This is a genomic window from Dyella subtropica (genome assembly GCF_026283965.1).
Taxonomy (GTDB): Bacteria; Pseudomonadota; Gammaproteobacteria; order Xanthomonadales; family Rhodanobacteraceae; genus Dyella_D; species Dyella_D subtropica.
In genome coordinates this window covers 1-19,320 of the sequence record NZ_JAPDPD010000008.1, presented here as the reverse complement: position 1 = coordinate 19,320, position 19,320 = coordinate 1, and the positions used below count along the sequence as shown (strand labels likewise).

14 protein-coding genes are annotated in these 19,320 nt (G+C 62.4%); 3 read left to right on the top strand and 11 right to left on the bottom strand.

Translation table 11 applies throughout. From position 1 onward, the window contains the following. Positions 1-398: 398 nt before the first annotated feature. The 5 genes from OUZ45_RS08360 to OUZ45_RS08340 all read right to left on the bottom strand — a co-directional run bounded on the left by OUZ45_RS08360 (position 399) and on the right by OUZ45_RS08340 (position 7,786). On the bottom strand, positions 399-3,515 hold the full coding sequence (locus OUZ45_RS08360; protein ID WP_266169479.1) for an efflux RND transporter permease subunit: 3,117 nt from the start codon (positions 3,513-3,515) through the stop codon (positions 399-401). A 1-nt stretch (position 3,516) separates the two neighbouring features. Then, complete coding sequence (locus OUZ45_RS08355; protein ID WP_266169478.1) at positions 3,517-4,644, bottom strand: efflux RND transporter periplasmic adaptor subunit; 1,128 nt, start codon at positions 4,642-4,644, stop codon at positions 3,517-3,519. After that, positions 4,641-5,954: a TolC family protein gene (locus tag OUZ45_RS08350; protein ID WP_266169477.1), complete on the bottom strand. Its 1,314-nt coding sequence runs from the start codon at positions 5,952-5,954 to the stop codon at positions 4,641-4,643. Before OUZ45_RS08350 ends, OUZ45_RS08355 begins: the two co-directional genes overlap by 4 nt. Positions 5,955-6,022: 68 nt before the next feature. Then, positions 6,023-6,418, bottom strand: a complete 396-nt coding sequence (locus tag OUZ45_RS08345; protein WP_266169476.1) for a hypothetical protein — start codon at positions 6,416-6,418, stop codon at positions 6,023-6,025. A gap of 93 nt (positions 6,419-6,511) precedes the next feature. Next, positions 6,512-7,786, bottom strand: a complete 1,275-nt coding sequence (locus OUZ45_RS08340) for a nucleotide sugar dehydrogenase (protein WP_266169475.1) — start codon at positions 7,784-7,786, stop codon at positions 6,512-6,514. Between the two features lie 117 nt (positions 7,787-7,903). Between OUZ45_RS08340 and OUZ45_RS08335 the strand changes: the two genes are divergently transcribed. From OUZ45_RS08335 to OUZ45_RS08325, 3 genes are all read left to right on the top strand, one after another. Beyond that, positions 7,904-8,917: an aminoglycoside phosphotransferase family protein gene (locus tag OUZ45_RS08335; RefSeq protein WP_266169474.1), complete on the top strand. Its 1,014-nt coding sequence runs from the start codon at positions 7,904-7,906 to the stop codon at positions 8,915-8,917. Continuing rightward, a complete protein-coding gene (murU, locus tag OUZ45_RS08330) occupies positions 8,914-9,624 on the top strand; it encodes an N-acetylmuramate alpha-1-phosphate uridylyltransferase MurU (protein ID WP_266169473.1) in 711 nt (236 codons plus the stop codon). The genes OUZ45_RS08335 and murU overlap by 4 nt, the downstream gene beginning before the upstream one ends. A gap of 196 nt (positions 9,625-9,820) precedes the next feature. Next, positions 9,821-10,936 carry a sterol desaturase family protein gene (locus tag OUZ45_RS08325; protein WP_266169472.1) on the top strand — a complete coding sequence of 372 codons (1,116 nt, stop codon included), beginning with the start codon at positions 9,821-9,823 and terminating at the stop codon, positions 10,934-10,936. A gap of 27 nt (positions 10,937-10,963) precedes the next feature. Here the strand turns inward: OUZ45_RS08325 and OUZ45_RS08320 are convergent, their stop codons facing one another. The 6 genes from OUZ45_RS08320 to yajC all read right to left on the bottom strand — a co-directional run bounded on the left by OUZ45_RS08320 (position 10,964) and on the right by yajC (position 18,994). Next, complete coding sequence (locus OUZ45_RS08320) at positions 10,964-11,401, bottom strand: GNAT family N-acetyltransferase (protein WP_266169471.1); 438 nt, start codon at positions 11,399-11,401, stop codon at positions 10,964-10,966. A 128-nt stretch (positions 11,402-11,529) separates the two neighbouring features. Continuing rightward, positions 11,530-11,850 carry a DUF6289 family protein gene (locus tag OUZ45_RS20930; protein ID WP_486599077.1) on the bottom strand — a complete coding sequence of 107 codons (321 nt, stop codon included), beginning with the start codon at positions 11,848-11,850 and terminating at the stop codon, positions 11,530-11,532. 205 nt (positions 11,851-12,055) lie between these two features. After that, the gene (locus tag OUZ45_RS08315) at positions 12,056-15,133 is read right to left on the bottom strand and encodes a TonB-dependent receptor (RefSeq protein ID WP_266169470.1); all 3,078 of its coding nucleotides are present in this window, start codon (positions 15,131-15,133) and stop codon (positions 12,056-12,058) included. A 569-nt stretch (positions 15,134-15,702) separates the two neighbouring features. Continuing rightward, positions 15,703-16,659, bottom strand: coding sequence for a protein translocase subunit SecF (gene secF / locus OUZ45_RS08310; RefSeq protein ID WP_266169469.1), 957 nt, complete (start codon positions 16,657-16,659; stop codon positions 15,703-15,705). 16 nt (positions 16,660-16,675) lie between these two features. Beyond that, positions 16,676-18,565 carry a protein translocase subunit SecD gene (gene secD, locus OUZ45_RS08305; RefSeq protein WP_266169468.1) on the bottom strand — a complete coding sequence of 630 codons (1,890 nt, stop codon included), beginning with the start codon at positions 18,563-18,565 and terminating at the stop codon, positions 16,676-16,678. Positions 18,566-18,652: 87 nt separating this feature from the next. Further along, on the bottom strand, positions 18,653-18,994 hold the full coding sequence (yajC, locus tag OUZ45_RS08300; protein WP_266169467.1) for a preprotein translocase subunit YajC: 342 nt from the start codon (positions 18,992-18,994) through the stop codon (positions 18,653-18,655). Between the last annotated feature and the right edge of the window lie 326 nt (positions 18,995-19,320).

Below are 19,320 nucleotides of genomic sequence, written 5' to 3'. Positions count from 1 at the left end.
CTTGGCGATGCGCAAGCGAGCCTGTAACGGGCCCCTGTGCAGCGGTGAGGGTTGGACGATCAGGCCCCGCAGGGGGCATCGACAGGACGTCGATGCCTTTTCGACACGACAGGGACGTCGTGTCGAAAAGCCCAGCCAGCCCTCACGAACCCGAAGGGCGCGGAACCGGGGTGGCCTCTCTTTTGGCTACTTTTCTCTGGCCAAACAGAGAAAAGTGACTCGGACCGCGGCAGCGGTTCGAAAGCCCGCGGCAGGCGAGCCGGCACACGCAGACGCAATAACCGAGCGTCAACGCCACTGGACCTCGGCCTACGCCGAGGTGACGACAATGAGGGGTTATCGCGAGCACCCACCCCTCACCCCAGCCCTCTCCCCGGAGGGGAGAGGGAGCCAAGTGGCTATGCCGAAGCGTCGCGGAGAGAGTGACGCTCCCTCCTCCCCTCGATCCAGTCATAAAGCACCGGCAACAACACCAACGTCAGCAATGTAGAAGTCAACAACCCACCCACCACCACCGTCGCCAACGGCCGCTGCGTCTCCGCCCCCACGCCACTCGACAACAACATCGGCACCAACCCAAGAATCGCCACGCTGGCGGTCATCAACACCGGTCGTAACCGCAACACCGTCCCGCGCAACACCGCCTCGCGCACACCGAGCCCTTTGCCGCGCAGCTCGTTGAGGAAACTCACCAGCACGATGCCATTGAGCATCGCCACGCCAAACACGGCGATAAACCCGATCGCCGACGGCACCGACAAGTACTGCCCCGTCACCGTCAGCGCCACCAGGCCACCGATAGTCGCGAACGGGACATTCGCCAGAATCAAGGCCGCATACTTGGCGGAATTGAACGCGGTATAGAGCAGGATGAAGATGAAGAAGATCGTCGCCGGCACGATCAATGCCAGCCGCCCCAGCGCACGCTGCTGGTTCTCGAAGGCGCCGCCCCACTCCGTCCAATAACCCGGCGGCAACTTCACTCGCTGCGCGATAGCCGCATTGGCGTCCCTCACGAAGCCGTCGATATCGCGTCCCCGCACATCCATCTGAATCACCGCGTAGCGTTGCAGTTGTTCGTGCCGAATGAAGGAATAGCCTTCGGCCGTACTTACCTCGGCCACCTTTTCCAAAGGCACGATGCTGCCGTTGGTGGAACGCAGCGGAATCTGCCGGATTGCGGTCATCGATTGCCTGGAGTTTTCATCCAATCGTGCCGTTATATCGAAGCGGCGCACGCCGTCGAGCAGACTGCTCACGGCTTCGCCACCGATGCCGTTCTTCACCACGGTCAGCACGTCCTCCGCATTCAGGCCATAGCGTGCCAACGCCTCGCGATCCACCTGTACGCGAATCTGTGGCTTGCCTAGATTGGCTTCCAGCGCAAGATCGGCCACGCCAGGTACGCCGGAGAGCATCTCTTTGACCTGCGCACTGAGTCGGTCGAGCTGCCCCAGATCGTCGCCATAGAGCTTGAGCGCCAGCGTGGCCCGCACACCCGAAACCAGTTCCTCGATGCGCATCTGGATCGGCTGGGTGAAGCCCACCACGGCGGTGGGAAGCTCCTTCTCCAACGCCTCCTGCATGTCACGCTCCAGGCTTTCCAGACTCACGCCCTTGCGCCAGCCCTCCTTCGGTTTGAGTGGTGTGTAGATCTCCATGTAATTCACATCAGCGGTTTCGCCTTTCTCCGCGCGCCCGATCATCGATAGTGTCGTTTCCACTTCAGGGAAATCGCGCTTGAACAAGGCTGAGATCTTGTTGGAGATCGCGATCGACTCATCCAGCGACGCCGACGGAATCGACGTGACACGCCACATGATCGCGCCCTCGCGCAGGTTGGGCATGAACTCTTTGCCCAATAGCGGGAAAAGGGCAAGGCTGCCGAGCAAGGCAACACACGCACCCGCCAGCACGCCACGACGATGCCGCAGCGCCCAGGCCAGCAACGGCACATAGCCTCGCTTCAGCCGGGCAACCAGCCAGGTGTCCTTCTCTTCCTTGGGTTTGAGCAGCAAGGCCGCCAGCACCGGAATCAAGGTCAGCGCCAACACCAGCGAGCCGACCATGGCGAAGCTGATGTTAAACGCCATGGGTTTGAACATCTTGCCTTCCAGCCCCTGCAGGCTAAATAGCGGCAGGAACACCACCACGATGATGGCGATGGCGAAAGTGATCGGATTGGCCACCTCTCGCGCCGCTATAAGCACGGCAGCCGTGCGGTCCACCTTGCCGTCCTGCGCACGCTGCTCGGCCATGATGCGGAATGCGTTTTCCACCATCACCACGGCACCGTCGACCATCATGCCGATACCGATCGCCAGGCCGGCCAGCGACATCAAATTGGCCGAAAGTCCTACCTGCCCCATGCCGATAAAGGCCATCAGCATCGCCAGCGGCAACGCCACGATCACCACCACGGCACTGCGGAACTCGCCGAGGAAAAGGAACAGCACCAGCGCGACGAGCAGCGAACCTTCCACCAGCGCCCGCACCGCCGTGCCCACCGCCTTATTCACCAAGTCCGTGCGCTCGTAGACCGGCTTCACTTCCACTCCGGCCGGCAACGCCTGACGCACGGTATCCAACCGCGCATTGACGGCATCGACCACGCTCTTCGCGTTCTCGCCGATGCGCGCCAGCGCCTGACCCATCACCACTTCCTTGCCGTCGCGGGTGACCGCACCGAAACGCGGCGCCGGCGCCTGCACCACCGTGGCAACGTCGCGCACGTAGACCGGCGTGCCATCCGTGCTTTTGAGCACGATGCTGCCGATGTCCTCGGCGTTGCGGACCAGACCAAGACCGCGCACCAGGTATTGCTCTCGCCCTATGTCGACGTAGTTGCCGCCGACCTGCGCATTGTTCGCCTCCAGCGCCGCCATCACGTCGCGGAAACCGAGGCCGTGGGCGATCAGCCGATGGGGATCGATGCGCACCTGATACTGGCGTTCGCCGCCGCCCCAGGACACCACGTCGTCCACACCGGGCGCTGTGCGCAGAATCAGGCGTACGGTCCAATCCTGCAGCGTGCGCAGATCCATATCGCTGGCGCCCTGCGATGTCTGATCCGCACGCTCCACCGTGTACCAGAACACCTGGCCGAGCCCGGACGTGTTCGGCCCCATCTCGGGCTTGCCATAGCCTGCCGGCAGACGATCGCCTACTTGCTGCAGGCGTTCGTTGACCAACTGCCGGGCGAAATAGATGTCCATATCGTCTTCGAAATAGACAGACACATAGGACAGGCCGAACAGGCTGACCGAGCGGATTTCCTGCACTTTGGGCAACCCGGCCAAGGCGGACTCGATCGGCCCAGTAAGCCGCTGCTCCACATCTTCCGCGGCCAGCCCGGCCGACTCGGTGTAAACGTTGACTTGCGCGGGCGTGACGTCGGGAAAGGCGTCGATCGGCACCTGCCGCATCGCACGCCAGCCGAGGAAGCCGATCACCGCGAACAAGATGATGACCAGCAGTTTGTAACGTAAGGAGAGTTCGACAAGACGTGTCAGCATGTCAGTGCCCGTCCCCGCCGATCTGCGATTTCAGCAAGCGAGCCTTCAACGCGAACGCGCCTTTGACCACGACTTGCGCGCCTGGCTTCAACCCTTCACGAACCACCGTCCAGCCACCCTGGCTGACGCCAGCGGCCACCGGCACCGGCTCGAAGCGCCCCTTGCCGACGGCGACAAACACACTGGGCTGGTTCTGCAACAGCAACACGGCCTCATCGGGCACCGCGAGCGCCTCGCGCCCGTCGCCCGCGGCGATAAAGGTGTCGACGAATTCGCCGTTGTGCAGCAGGTCATCGCGGTTGCTAACCTCGATACGCACAGGCACCGTGCGGGTCTGCTCGCTGGCCTGATGCGGCAGCTGCACCACCTTGCCGTTCAATGCCTGCCCATGCGCCTCCACGCGTGCGATACCACCGCGGCGAACACGCGATGCGTCGGCGGGTGCCAGCTGCGCCTGCACCCACACGCTGTCCTCATCCACCAGGGTGAACAGCGCGCGTCCGGGTTCGATGCGTTCGCCCAGCATGAACTCGTCCGCGGTGATGCGCCCGTCGGCGGGCGCAAGCAGCTCGAACGTACCGTCCGCACGCGCCGAACCCGCACGGAGCAACGCAGCCACCTGGCCGTCGCTCAAGCCATAGGCCCGCAGGCGTGCCCTGGCCTGGTCGCGCTGTACTTTGACTTCGGTGTAGCGTCGCTCCGATACGGCCTGCGGCCCCAGTGAACTCACGCGCTGCCATTCGCGTTCACCGACGATCAGCGCGCCTTGCGCCTCGGCCACCTCCACGCTCGACAAGGTCACCAGCGGCGCGCCGGCCTTGACGCTGTCGCCCAGCCTCGCTTGACGCTTGACGACCTGCGCCGGCACGCGCGGCGACACCAGTACGGTTGCATAACCATTCGCCTTCACTTCACCAGGTGCCTTGATCTCGCTCTCCAGGCGGCGAACGGCAGCCGGTGCGGTAACGATGCCTTCCGCGCGGATCGCGGCGGCATCGAGTTCGAGCGGGTTGGCGGCCTGGCCATGCGCTTCCTCGGCATTTGCTGCCGCCGTTCCGCATGCCAGCGCGAGGGCAAGCCACAGCAGCGCGGCCTTCCATAGCGAGGTCTTCGATGTCGATTTGTTCATGGGGAAGCGTCCTTGTTGTTGGCATCGACCCAGCCGATCAGCTGACCCGTGGCGCTGAGGTGATCGATCCCGGCTTGCCAGGTCTCGTTCTCCAGCGTCACGCCGGACAGCGCGGTATCCAGGCTCTGCTTGAGTTGCACGAGGTAGTCGGAAGTGCTGATTTCGCCTGCGCGCCACAAGCGCTCCAGCAAAGCAGCGCGGTCGTCGAAAGCGGCGGCACGACTCCCCTTGAACACCGCACTGGCCTCCCGCAGGGCGGCATAACGCGCCTCGCTCTCGCGTTGCCGTGCGCGCAGGGCCAACCGCTGCGCATCCAGTCCGGCAAGCGCGGCGTCCGATTCGGCGCGCGCGGATTCGACCTCGGCACGGTAGTTGTTGCGGATAGGCAACGGCACGGAGAGGCTCAAGCCGACCACGTTCTGGCTCATACCTGGCCCGGGGCCGGTGCGCACACGCCCCCCGGTAAGCGTGAGCACGGGATCGGGCAGACGTTGGCGCTGGGCGGCGCGAATGCCGGCATCAGCACCTGCGACACGCGCCCGTGCCTGCTGCAACTCCGGAAGCTGTTCCAACGACAGCTGGCTTGTCGACAACCGGTGATCACCCAGTGGCGCTGGCAACGCGAATGACGCAGGTGGGTCGAGCGTATCTACAGGACCGCCCAGCGAGGCAAGCACTGCCTGCGAACCCGCGGCCTTGCCAAGCAAGGCCGCTTGCTGTGCTTGCGCTTCAGTCAGTGCGAGCGCTGCAAGGTCGCGCTCCGTGATGCTGACGTCGCCCACCTTCAAACGGCGCTCGGCCAGATCGGCGAATCGCTGCATCAGTGCGACGCGATGCCTGCCCAGTTCGCTCTCACGCATGGACAACTTGGCCGCGAACCACGCCTTCAGCCAGCGCGCAGCCACATCGCGGCGCACCTGGTCATAAGCCGCCTGTGCCGCGATAACACCGGCATCGCCTACGGCACGGCGCGCCTCGCGCTTGCCGGACACATCCAGCGCAAGACTGAGGCCCACGGTGCGCCGATCCACATCGGCGTTCTCCGCAGCCAACTGCAGCTCGGGGTTGTACAGCGGCTGCCCCGCGGCACGCGCCCGCGCACGGGCCGCTTCCAGTTCGGCGCGAGCCGCGCGCACTTCGGCGCTGTCCGACCACAGCGCGCCAATGGCGTGAGTGATTGCTACCGGCGCGCGATCGACAACGGACGTTGTCGTGGCACCGACGGGTTGCGCCATCAAGGATGCGGCGACCAGGCTGACACCCACGAGCGCGCACAGGACACCTGACGGTGCCCACAAATAGAAACGCATGATCAAAAACTCCTGAAATCCATCCAAGCACGCACCTACGCAAGGTGCGCGCGGCCATTACGGAGGGATCAGGCGATCGGAGGTCGCAGGAGGTTTCGCATGGGCGGCGACTGCACCGCAGGCCGCATGGCGACGAAAACACGCACCGGCTGGAGATGCAGCAAGTAGGCGAGCCCGCGGCTCGCCAAAGGCGTGGCATGCGTGCAATGGCAATGGCAGCCATTGGCACCGTCGTGCCAGCACGATGTGGCGGCGTCATCCTGGATAGAAGCCTGAGTGGCTTCGACGATCACCGTCGTCACAGCACCCGTCGTCACAGCACTCGTGGCTTCAACTCGCCCGCCATCAACCGCCAGGCAGGCCGCACCCGCCGCGAACTTCAACACCACCAGCAACGCGAACAGCCAGCGCGCGCCGTGCAAACGGCGACGAAGGCGAGTTAACAGGGGCGGCTGTGCGCGCATAGGCAACACTCTAGGCGAGGAAGCCGCTGTTAGACAATTTCATACTTGCGACAACCTCGCCACGCTCATGCGAGTACCAGACCTCATGCGCGACTAAAGCCGCCCGTCCACCGACGCCTGCGGCAATAACGACTTCACATCGAAAATCACCGCCCCAGGCTTGCCAAACGCACGAATGCGCTCCGCCCCCCACTCGCGAAACTGACGATGCGCCACTGCCAGGATGATCGCGTCATACGCCCCATCGGGAATGCTTTCGACCGGCTGCACGCGATACTCGCTGCGCGCCTCGTCGGCATCGATCCACGGATCGTACACATCCACCTGCGCATGCGACGACTCCAGCTCGCGCACGATGTCGACCACGCGCGTATTGCGTAGATCCGGACAGTTTTCCTTGAAAGCGAAACCGAGCACCAGCACGCGCGCGTCGACGATGTGCAAACGCCGCTCGCTCATCAGGCGAATCAAGCGGTCAGCCACATAGCTGCCCATGCGACTGTTGATGCGCCGCGCGGTGAGAATCAACTCCGGGTGATAGCCGGTGACCTCGGCTTTGTGAGTGAGGTAGTACGGGTCCACGCTGATGCAGTGGCCGCCGACCAGTCCGGGACGGAACGGCAGGAAGTTCCACTTGGTGCCCGCCGCAGCCAGCACTTCCTCGGTATCGATGCCAAGGCGATGAAAGATCAACGCCAGCTCGTTGACCAGCGCGATGTTAACGTCGCGCTGCACGTTCTCGATCACCTTGGCCGATTCGGCTACCCGGATCGACGAGGTCTTGTGCGTGCCGGCGCGGATGATGGTGCGATAGAGCGCATCCACCCGCTCAGCCACTTCCGGCGTGGAGCCGGAGGTGAGCTTGGTGATGTCGGTGACGCGGCGCGCGTGATCGCCCGGGTTGATCCGCTCCGGGCTATAGCCGCAGAAGAAGTCCGCATTGAAGGCGAGTCCCGAGCCCTGCTCCAGCAGCGGTACGCAAACTTCCTCGGTGGTGCCCGGGTACACCGTGGATTCGAACACCACCACATCGCCGCGCTTGAGCAAACCGGCAAGCATGCGGCACGCGGCCTGCAGCGGCTTGAGGTCCGGCCGCTGCGCCTCGTCGATCGGCGTAGGCACGGTGACGATGTAGGTGTTGCAGTCGCGCAGCCCTTCGATCTGGTGCGTATAGCTCAAGCGGGTCGCGGCACGCAGTTGCTCGGCCGAGGTTTCCAGCGTGTGGTCGCCGCCACCCTGGAGTTCCGCCACGCGCCCGGCATGGATATCGAAACCGACCGTATCGAAATGCTTGCCGAACTCCACGGCGAGCGGCAGCCCGACGTAACCCAAACCAATGATGCCGATACGCGTTGCCGTGCTGTCCATAAATCTACCCTTAGGGATGCCGCGCAGATTACAGGACCGCGAACAGGTTCGGCGCCCACCACTCGCCAGTTTCGGGACCCGCCGCTAAGCTGATCGTATGCCACGCCACCGCCAGCCATGACTCTCAGCACCGAACGCGCCGACGCCCGCCTTGCCTGGGCACGCGCCGCCCTCTCCTGCCCCGACCTCACGCTGGAACCGGCTTCGGCCGATGCCAGTTTCCGCAGTTACTGGCGCGCGCAGCATGAGGGTAAGAGCTGGATCGTGATGGACTCGCCGCCGGCGCAGGAAGACCCGCGTCCGTGGCTGGATATCGGCCAGCGCCTGGCTGCGGCCGGCCTGCACGTGCCCACCGTGCATGCCACCGATCTGGAGCAAGGATTCTTACTGATTGAGGACCTGGGTACGCGGCTGTACCTGTCCGAGCTCCACGCCGACAACGTCGACGCGCTCTATGGCGATGCGATGGATGCGCTGCTGCGCATGCAACGGTGCATGGACCATAGCGAGCTGCCGCCCTTCGACCGCGATGTGCTCGCACGCGGCCTGGAAGTGATGCCGGAATGGTTTCTGGGGCGACACCTGGGCCAGGCGCCCGATCGCGAGGAACAGGCCGTGCTGGCCGCCGCCTTCGAGCTGGTGATCGAGAATGCGCTGGAACAGCCTCGCTGTTTCGTGCACCGCGACTTCCACAGCCGCAACCTGCTGGTCGTGTCGGACAACAACCCGGGCATCATCGATTTCCAGGGCGCGCTCTCCGGGCCGATCAGCTACGACCTCGCCTCGTTATTGCGCGACGGCTATATCGCCTGGCCGCGCGAGCGAGTCGAAGCCTGGGCCGAGTCCTACCGGTTGCGACTGATCGACGCCGGCTTGATCGGTGCCGGGGTGGACCGAGCGCGCTTCCAGCGCTGGTTCGACCTGACCGGCCTGCATCGCCATACCCGAGTGTTGGGCCAGTTCTACCGACTGTGGTATCGCGATGGCAAACCCGGTTACCTGGCTGACGTGCCGCGCATTTATCAGTACGTCGTGTCGGTAGCGCGCAACTATCCTGAGCTGGCTGATTTTGCCGCGTTGCTCGAACGGCACGCGCAGGGCCGTGATCTGACCCAGGCGGCCGACGCATGAGGCACGCGTTGATTTTCGCCGCCGGTTTGGGCGAGCGCATGCGTCCGCTGACCAACCACACGCCCAAACCGCTGCTGGAAGTGGGTGGCAAGCCGCTGATCGTATGGCACCTGGAAAAGCTTGCCGCGATCGGCGTGAACTACGTGGTGGTCAACACATCCCATCTGGCCGAACAATTTCCCGAGATGCTGGGTGATGGCTCACGCTGGGGTTTGCGCATCCGTTATGCGTATGAGGGCCCCACGCCGCTGGAAACCGGTGGCGGCATGCTCAACGCTTTGCCATTGCTGGGGCCGGAACCCTTTATCACGGTGAGCGGCGATATCTGGACCGACGCCGACTTTGGCAAGCTGCCGGCCGAGCCGTCCGGCTTGGCGCATCTGGTAATGGTCGACAACCCGGCACATCACCCCAACGGCGATTTTCGTCTCGACGCCACGGGCCAGCTTCATGAGCAAGGCGAGCCGCGACTCACTTTCAGCGGACTTGGCGTGTTTCGCAGAGAGCTGCTCGACGATTGGCGGGAGATCGGCGGCGACACCGTAGGCGCGACTGGCAAACCGTGCTTCAAGCTGCGTCCGCTATTGAGTGCCGCCATGAGCCGCAGCGCAATCGGCGGCCATCATCACCAAGGCGAATGGACCGATGTAGGCACGCCCGAGCGCCTGGCACAGCTCGATAACCGCCTGCGCCAGCCCGCCGACTGAGCGAGCCATGCCTTGCATACGCAAGGATTTGCGCCTGGCTTGGCCCGCCGTGTGCCCGGGCGGTATCCTAAACGCCTCGGTTCAGTGATTCCCCTCGCCCTAGGGCCGAGCCCGCAGCGCATCCGCGCGGGAAATGGACGGCCTGCCCCATCCCACGGGTCACGCCACAATACGAACAAGTAGTGATGGTGTCCTGATGTCCGAACTGTGGTCCCACCTGGTCAGCTGGTTCGCCAGCCACGGCGTGCTTCCGGTCCTGCAGTTTCTGCACCTTGAAAAGCTGTCTGGCCATCCGAACGACATCGCCGCCTCGCTGCTGATCGCCATGCTGCAGCTCTGCATCATCGGTTTCATCTTCCGCCCGCTGGAAAGCCTGATGCCGGCGGAACAGTGGACCGACCGCAAACTCACCCGGGTCGATTTCCAGTACACGCTGATGATGCTGGTGGGCATCTTCCCGATCTTCAGCTACCTGGTGCTCGCGCCGCTCGCGAACTACTTCGGCGGCCCCGACACCGGCCCGAGCGACAGCAGCGCCTCGCCGCTCGCCATCACGCATTGGTTTCCGGTACTGAACCAGCATCCGCTGCTGCTGTTCTTCTGCTACTACGTCGTCTACGACCTCACCTACTACTGGATGCACCGCCTGCAGCACGCCCTGCCCTGGTGGTGGGCGCTGCACAGCATGCATCACAGCACGCGCCAGATGAGCTGCTGGACCAACGACCGCGGCAGCCTGATCGATGGCTTCCTGCAGTCGATGGTGTTGGCCGTAGTCGGCATCGTGATGGGCGTGGAACCCGAGCAGTTCGCCTGGCTGGTGCTGGTCGGCGAACTAGTACAGAACTTCTCCCACGCCAACGTGCGCATCGGTTTCGGTCCAGTCTTCGACCGCGTGTTCGTCGCGCCCAAGTTCCATCGCCTGCATCACATGCTGGTCGATCCCGAACGCCCCGGCCTGCACAACTGCAACTTCGGCCAGGTGTTTTCGATCTGGGATGTGTTGTTTGGCACCGCGTTGTACGGCATGGCGCCGCGCCCCACCGGCGTGGGCGATCCCACCGTGGATGCGGACAACGATCATGGTTTGATCGGCCTGCATTGGGCCGCGTTCAAGCGCTTCTGGGGTGCGGTGCGGCGGCCTGCAGGTTGGAAGCTCGGCGAGGTGGCGTTTGGGCCGGACTATGAGCCGATCCCCATCGACCAATGGGAACACCATGGGGTGGGACATCATGCATCGCCCGCACAGCATCAAGGCGCTGCGGCCACGGCGTCGCCGACGCCAGCGAATGAAGGTGCGTCCGCGGCCTGAGCGGACGCTGCCGCTGCTCCTGTCTCGCTAAAGCTTGGCCCGGAAGTGGAAGCATTCCACGCCGAAGCCCTCACGAAAGTAGAACCGGTGAGCCTGTTCCCGCGTCACACGTGAGATCAGCTGTATCTCGCTGCATCCGAGTGCACGCCCTTCCTGCTTGAGCCGGTCGATCAACTGTGCGCCGTAGCCATGCGAGCGGACACGCTCGTCGGCAACCAGATCGTCCACATAGAGCAGCCGTCCGCAATACAGCATGTTCATCACGCGATACGAGGCCACCGCCTGTACGGTTCCGTCGACTAACAGCGCGAGCAATCCGAGTCCGTCGCTGACCATCAGGCTTCGGATCAGCGGGACGTAGTGCTCGCGCTCCAGATGAGGGCGGAGCTGCTGCATGACATCGAAGGTTGCGGTGATCTCCGCATCGGTTTCGGCGTGTGCGACGTTTACACCTGCCGTTGTCATGGATCCCTCGCTCTTGTCTCAATCGTCGCTGCCATGGATTCCACGACACTGTGTGAGATCGGCCTTAGCTACCAGAAGTCGTGCGTCATACCGAAATGAAAAGCCCGGCTAATGCCGGGCTTTCTTTATTAACCGCCACAAATCGCCTCGGGGTAAGGCGTATATATGACCGTACAGTTGGGCGGCCCAGGTAGATCTCCGCCGCCGCCACCGCCTGTGCTACCGCCAGTATCCGCGCACTCTTTTGCGGTGAAAGACTGATACATGGTCTGCTGCCCCCACCACGTCACTTGGCCTTGGCAGTTGTAGTCCCTTTCACCGACCCTGACGGTCATGGACGCATCGCTGTAGTAGCTATTTTTTACAATTGTCCCGCCTGGATTGACAGCCCACGCACTTCCACTGAGCAAAAGACCACCCGTCAATCCCAGGAAAAACCGCTTCGACATCTTGAACCCATGGTGCATATCCATTTCTCCATGTGTGGTTGCAGTTAGTTAGTCGTTGCCACAAACCCCTTGAGATGACTTTCCTCAAGGTAAAAAAAACGTGCGCCGAGACAATCGACGCACGTTTAATTTTTGTCAGAACGCTACTTCTCTACGTGAGCCCCAGGCCTTCGTAACTTTCCAACGAAGGCCCGGATTACACATCTTAGAAGTCGTACGTCACACCGAAGCGGACGTAACGCGGCGTCTGCGAGAAGAGCGGCTGCAGGTACCGTGCGGTGGTTGAATTCGCGCGAACTTGCGTGTTGGTCTGCTTGTTAAGCACGTTGTAGACCATCACGCTCAGACCGAGCTTCTTGTCCGCCCATTCCGGACGATACTCGCCACTCAAGCTGAGCAAGTAGGTCCACGGGTTGCGCTCGTCGCCAGGCCTGTCCGGGTGTCCATGGCAGAAGTGATAGATCACACCATAGCCGACCGGGTCACTCTGATTGGCACCGTAATAACCGAGGCACATACGCGGCGTGCCGGACAGGATCGCCAAATTACCGGACACCATCCACTCCGGAGCGATCTGATACGAGCCGTAAGCCTTGATCTGATGCCTGCGGTCGTTGGACTGGTAGCCATTGGCGTAGTCCATAATCTGCGCGTAGTCCCAGTCCACCGTGGCCGAAACGTCGGTCTGGCCGATGTCGCTGCGCACCTGACCTTCCGTGTTGCCGTAGCTACGCGACCACAGGTAGTCGACCTTGGCGTACCACTTGCCGTCAAACGGATGCTCGAGGTACATGTTCAGGCCGTAGTACTTGCGCTTCAGCGTGGTGTTGAAGCCAAAGTCCTTCTTCCAATCCATCGGGACCCTGTAATAGCCACCAGCCAGCTTCGCCACATCGAACGTGGCGTTCTTACCCGGGTTGATCAGGATGCTGCCTGGCACCTGGGTGGCGTCGTAGGTCGCCGGGTCGATACCCATCGCATTCATCTTTCTGATGATCGAGGTGCTGTCGGCGGTGTCGTCGATCGCGTTGCGCAGATTGCGATAGGTCGCCTTGGCGCCGTACACCCACGAGTCGCCCAGCTTCTTGTCGAAGCCGAGGATGTACTCATCCTGGTATTCCGACTTGAGGTTCTCGGCAGCGCCCAGCTTCGGATCGCGCGGCTGGCCATACTCGTTGTTAGCCGAGAACGGAGCGCCTGCACCTAAGCTGGTGTTGATTGGGGTCAGACCGGTCGGCACGCCGTTGGCGTTGATACCGGTGTAGGTGTAGTACTCATTGGTGAATAGCGACGAACCGGCGGAACGCAGAGCGACGCTGGTCGGCATGGCGAGGTAGTAGCGCCCGGCATTGCCGTAGACCTTGAAGCTGGAATCGCCGTTCACGTCCCAGCTGAAGCCGACGCGGGGCGCCCACTGCGGCTTGGTCAGACGGAGGTAAGGCTGGCCAGCAGCGTTGTAGTTGGTGAACTGGTCGTTGCGCAGACCAAGCTTGACCAACCAGCGGTCGTTGACCTGCCAGTCGTCCTGAATGTACTGCGCACGCTGGGCCACACGGACCGAGGCGTTGTCGTGATACCTGTACTTGGTGACGTAGTAACCCTGGTCACCACCGGCATAAGAGCCAGTCGATACGACCCAGGGCGAGTTATGCCAATCCGCACCCGGCTGGGCCGAACCCGGACCACCAACGATGTAGAGGTTCGGCGCCGGATTGCCATTGGGGTCGGTGCGCTGGCCGTATTGCCATGCATAGCCCAGACCATCGGGCGGGAACATGGTGCCCGCGTCGGTATTCTTCACGTTCTGGTTGTCGATACCCGCGGTGAGCGTGTGGCTGCCGAGCTTGTAGCTCAGGTCGACGCGCAGGTTGGTGTTAGTCGACTTGTGACCCGGCAGATTGATCGTCGAGATCGTCTGGTTGTTGGTGATCGTGTTACCACCGTTCAACGCCGGATTCTCGTTCTCCGGGGTGAACAGATGCGGGTTGGTCGGATCGAAACCAGGGGTGTTGCTGTAGTACGTGCCCTTCATCTTGCCGTACATGGCGGTCAAGGTCAGGTCGTCGGTGATGTAGCTGGTGAACTTGCCCGAATACAGATCGGCACCGTTCTTGGTCGACGTGTCGTAATGGTCGAACGCGCCTTCCTGGAGGGTCTTGTAGTTGAAGCTGTTCATCTGACCCTGGTACGACGACTTGCTGGAGGCACCAGTGACTTCAAGGATATTGCTGTCGGTGATGTTCCAGTCGAGCTTGCCGTACCACTTCGGGTTGTCCCATTTCTGATGGGTCGTGAACGGCGAGGCGGTGGTGTCGGTGTACTGCCCCATCTGGCGCTCGGCTTCGTACGCGCCGAAGAAGAACAGCTTGTCCTTGATCAGCGGGCCGCCGACATAGCCATCGACCGTGGTGGTCCAGGCCTTGTTGTTGTTGCGGTACTGACGAATCGGACCCTGCGAACCGTTTTTGTTGACCAGGTAGTAGTTCTTCGGATCGCTCTTCAGATCGGTCGGGGTCCACTGGATCTGACCACCGAAATGCCACTCGTTGGTACCGCGCTTGCCGACCTGGCTGATCACGCCACCGTCGGAACGGCCATACTGCGCACCGTAGCCGCCCATCAGGATTTCCTGCTGGTCGATCGCGCCGTAGGGCAGGGTCAGACCGCCGAAGCCGCTGAGCGGGTCAGTCGTGTTGAAGCCGTTGATGTAGTAAGCGTTCTCGGTCACCGAAGAGCCGCCGAACGACACCACCGGACCACCAAGGTTACCGGAGAAGTAGCCGCTACCCTGCACCACGCCCGGTGCCAGCAGAGCGATCGCCTCGGCGCTACGCGCCAGCGGTAGACGGGCCAGCTCCTGGGAGGTGATGACCGTACGGGAGTCGACACCCGAGACGTCGATAGCCGGCAAGGCGTTCGCCGTCACCGTCACGGCCGACAGCGCGGAGGCGTTGGTGGCAGAGGCAAACGAGACTTCGGTACCCGAACCCACCTTGACGGTGACGTCCTTGCGCGTGTCGACCGTGGCGCCACCCTTCTGCAAGGTCACGGTGTAGGAGCCGATCGGAAGGTTGTTGGTGCTGTAACGGCCGTTGGCATCCGTCTGGATCTGACGGGTCAGACCGGTGGCGCTGGTGATGGTGACGGTTTCGCCGGCTTCCGCCTGGCCGAAGATGTTACCGGTGGTCGACTGGGCGAAAGCCGCGCCGGTCATGCCCACCATCAATGCGGCAGCAAGCGCCGAATAGCGCAGATAACCGCGATTCAACGAACGAAAACTCATGTGGATCTCCCCGAAAACGCCCACTGAGGGTGGGCAAAATTGAGCAACACCGCCTTCAATGGCAGGCGATAGGTCAAAAGGCCGCAAGGATGTACGTCCGTAGGAATCCCCCTGCAGATGTAGTCCTTGCACTCCCCAGCCAGATCTCGATTTCTTGCGACCTTTCCCAAAGCGTTCGCAAGCTGTCGCAGAACTGTCACCGCGGAATATTCCGAACATAACGTCGGCCCTCACGATAAGTCAACAATTAATTAATGAATGGCGTCACGGCACGGTATACGGCGTGAAAATGTCGTAGGGGTGACGTGAAAATGCCTCTCGACTGTGTGCCACCAATTGGCGTAAGGGATTGCCGTATCGCAAGAACATGCGTCAAGCAGAACTGACCTCCTCCCGATTGCCATCGGTTCCTTCATTCCGTTTTCGCTTCCTTTCTCTACCCAGAAACAAAAGCTTCCGGCACTTCTCGGGACTGAAATCGATTGCCTGGAAGCATCCGCAATTTCTCGCGGGCAAAAAAAAGGCCCGGTAAAGACCGGGCCTTTGGGACATCAGATGATCAGCGCGAATCAGGGCCGGCGCGCCAATTCCGGGTTTTCCTTGGTCTGCGGCATCAGGTCTTTCTTCGACACGCCCAGCCACAGCAGGATCGGGCTGGCGACGAAGATGGAGGACAGCGTGCCCACCAGGATGCCGATCAACATGGTGATGGCGAAGCCGTGTACCACCGGGCCACCAATGAAAAACAGCGCCGCCATGGTGATGCTGGTGAACAGCGAGGTGATGATCGTTCGCGACAGCGTGCTGTTGATCGAGCGGTTGAGCACCTCCTCCGGCTCGGCCTTGCGGGCCAGGCGGAACAGTTCGCGGATACGGTCGAACACCACCACCTTGTCGTTGATCGAGTAACCGATCACCGCCAGCACCGAGGCCAGCACGGTGAGATCGAATTCACGTCGCATCAGCGCCAGCACGCCGAGCGTCACCAGCACGTCGTGCACCTCGGTAGCGAGGGCAGCGATGGCGAAGCGGCGCTCGAAACGTATCCACAGATAGATGCCGATGCCCAGGATCACGAAGATCGCCGCGACGAAACCGTCGCTGCGCAGCTCGTCGCCCACCTGCGAGCTGACCGAGGAGCGGCTCTTCAGCACGGCATCCGGCCGCGTCGCCTGTAGAGCGGCAGCGATGACCGTGGACACCTTGTCGAGATTCACCTTGCCGTCGCTGTCCTTCATGGCAGCCGTGGGCTGCATACGGATAGAGACGTCCTTGGTGCCGCCCATGCTTTGCACCACGGCGCTCGCCATGCCGGCCTTGGTCAGCGCCCCGCGCACGTCACCCACCGCTACCGACTGCTGATAACTCACATCCGCGGAAACACCGCCGGTGAAGTCCAGACCGTAGTCGAGCCCGCGCGTAAGCAGCATGGCCAGCGAGGCGCAAATCAGCAGCACGGCGATGCCGATGCTGAACTTCCTCATGCCGAGGAAGTTGACATTACTGTTGTGGTTGAAGATTTCCATGAGTGTCTGTTCCTCTTCAGACCGACAGCGTCTTGAGCTTGCGACCGCCGTGGAGCAGCGCGGTGATGGCGTGGGTCAGGGTGACCGAGGTGAACATCGAGGTCAGGATGCCGATCAGCAGCGTCACACCGAAGCCCTTGATGGGGCCGGAGCCCATGGTGGTCAGGGCCAGTGCGGCGATCAGATGGGTGACGTTGGCGTCCAGAATGGTCGCCCACGCTTTCTCGTAACCGGCACGGATCGAAGCCAGCGGCGTCGACCCGTTACGCAGTTCCTCGCGGATGCGTTCGCAGATCAGCACGTTGGCGTCGATCGCCATACCCAGCGTCAGCACGATACCGGCGATACCGGGCATGGTCAGCGTAACGCCGATCATCGACATCACCGCCAGCAGGATCACCAAGTTGAAGAACAGCGCCACGTCGGCCACCAGGCCGAACAGCTTGTAGTAGATGGCGGCGGCCAGCAGCACCAGGCCCAGGCCAAGCATCACCGCCGTCATGCCCTTGGCGATGTTGTCCTGGCCGAGGCTGGGACCGATCACGCGCTCCTCGACGATATAGACCGGCGCAGCCAGCGAACCGCCACGCAGCAAGTTGGACAGCTCGGAGGCTTCCTTTTGGCCGTGCAGGCCGGTGGTCTGGAAGTTCTTGCCGAACACGCCATTGATGACGGCGTAGTTGATCACCTCCTCGGTGACCTTGGGCACGCGCACTTCCTTGCCGTCCACGGTCTTCACCTCGTAGGTGGTCTCGACGTACACCACACCCATGCGCTTGCCGACGTTGCCGGAGGTGAAGTCCAGCATCTTCTTGGCGCCCGCCGCGTTCAGCGTTACCGCTACCGCGGCGGAGCCGGTCTGCTGATCGACGGCCGAATTGGCGGTCACCAGCTGATCGCCGGTGGCGATCACCTGTTTGTTCAGCAGGATCGGGCGCCTGCTGCCGCGCTCGTAATAGAGACGCGCATTCGGGGGCACGTTGCCGGTGCGAACGGCATCCATAGCCTGCTGGTCGGAACCGCCTTCAGCGCGATATTCCAGCGTAGCCGTGGCGCCGATCAACTTCTTCGCGTCAGCCGTGTCCTGCACACCGGCCAGCTCGACGATGATTCGGCTGTCACCCTGCTGCTGGATGATCGGCTCGGACACGCCCAGCACGTTGATACGATTGCGCAGGGTGGTGAGATTCTGGCGCACCGTGTTGAGCGACATCTCGCGCAGCTTGTCCGGCTTCACGGCAGCGTTGAGCACGAAGCGATCGCCGGTAGCGGCGCCGTCCTGCATGACGAGGTCGGGGTATTCCGCGAGGATGGCATTGCCCGCGGCGGTGCGATCCTCACTGGAACGCAGGGTCACCACCACGCCTTGTCCGCGCGTGGCATTGCGCACCACCGACTCGTAATTGATCTTCTTGTCGCGCAGCAGGCTACGGATATCGTCCATATAGCGCGTTTCCTGCTTGTCGATCATGTTGTTCTGATCGACTTCCATCAGGAAGTGCACACCGCCCTGCAGGTCGAGACCCAGCGGCATCGCGTTGGCGCCAATGGCGCGCAACCAGCGCGGCACGGTGGATTCGAGGTTGAGCGCTACGGTGTAGTCGTTGCCAAGCGCCGCCTTGATGGCGTCCAGGCCGCTCTTCTGCAGGTCGGGGTTGGCGAAACCCGCCATCAACTGATCACCCTTCGCGGGGTTCGGCTTGATGGTGATGCTGCCGTACGCGATGTTCTGCTGCGTCAGCGCACCGATCACTTTCTGCCTCAGCGCCTCATCCACCTTGGCGTCATGGTTCGCAGTGATCTGCACGGCCTGCACCGGCATATACACGTTCGGTAGCGCGTAGATGATCCCGAGCACCAATACGATGGCGACCAGAAAGTATTTCCAGCGTGGAAAATCACTCATGCCTTGCATCCGTCAAAGCCGCGGCACGAGGGCCGCGGCGGTAGCATCATTCGAGTGGAGGCGCGGGGGCGTCTGCCCCACACCGTATCAGGACGACTTCAGCGAGCCCTTGGGCAACACCTGGGAAATGGCGCTCTTCTGCACCTTGATCTTCACGTTCGGCGCGATCTCGACGGTGAGGAAAGCCTCGCCCACTTCTTCCACGCGACCGGCGATGCCGCCATTGGTCACCACTTCGTCGCCCTTGGACAAGGACGAGACCATCGTGCGGTGCTCCTTCTGCCGCTTCATCTGCGGGCGGATCATCAGGAAATAGAACACCACGAACAGCAGGATCAGCGGCAGGAAGGTCATCAGCGGGTTCGGCGCCTGGGCACCGGCCGCGGCCGGAGCGGCCTGAGCGAGCATGAAGGTGGTCGGAAGATTCATCACTTTGTCTCGTAAGTAGCGGCGCCAGCAGGAATTTCCGCCGGACGCCTGAAAAAGATCGTGGATTATGCCATGCCGCCCGGGTACCACGCACGGTGGTTGATCCGTCCGTAAGGCGCGCCAGCACTAGCTTATGGGGCTCAAAGGGGGGCACTTGCAAGCGCCCCGTCCCCAACTGAGAACCACGCCTCGTCGCAGCTCCCCTGCCCGGCTTTGGGACCGTAAGGGCGCCACTTCGTTCGCCGCCACACCTTATATGTAGGAGCCCACCCTGTGGGCGACCGGGCCCTGCTTCACAGAGCCCGGTCGCCCACAGGGTGGGCTCC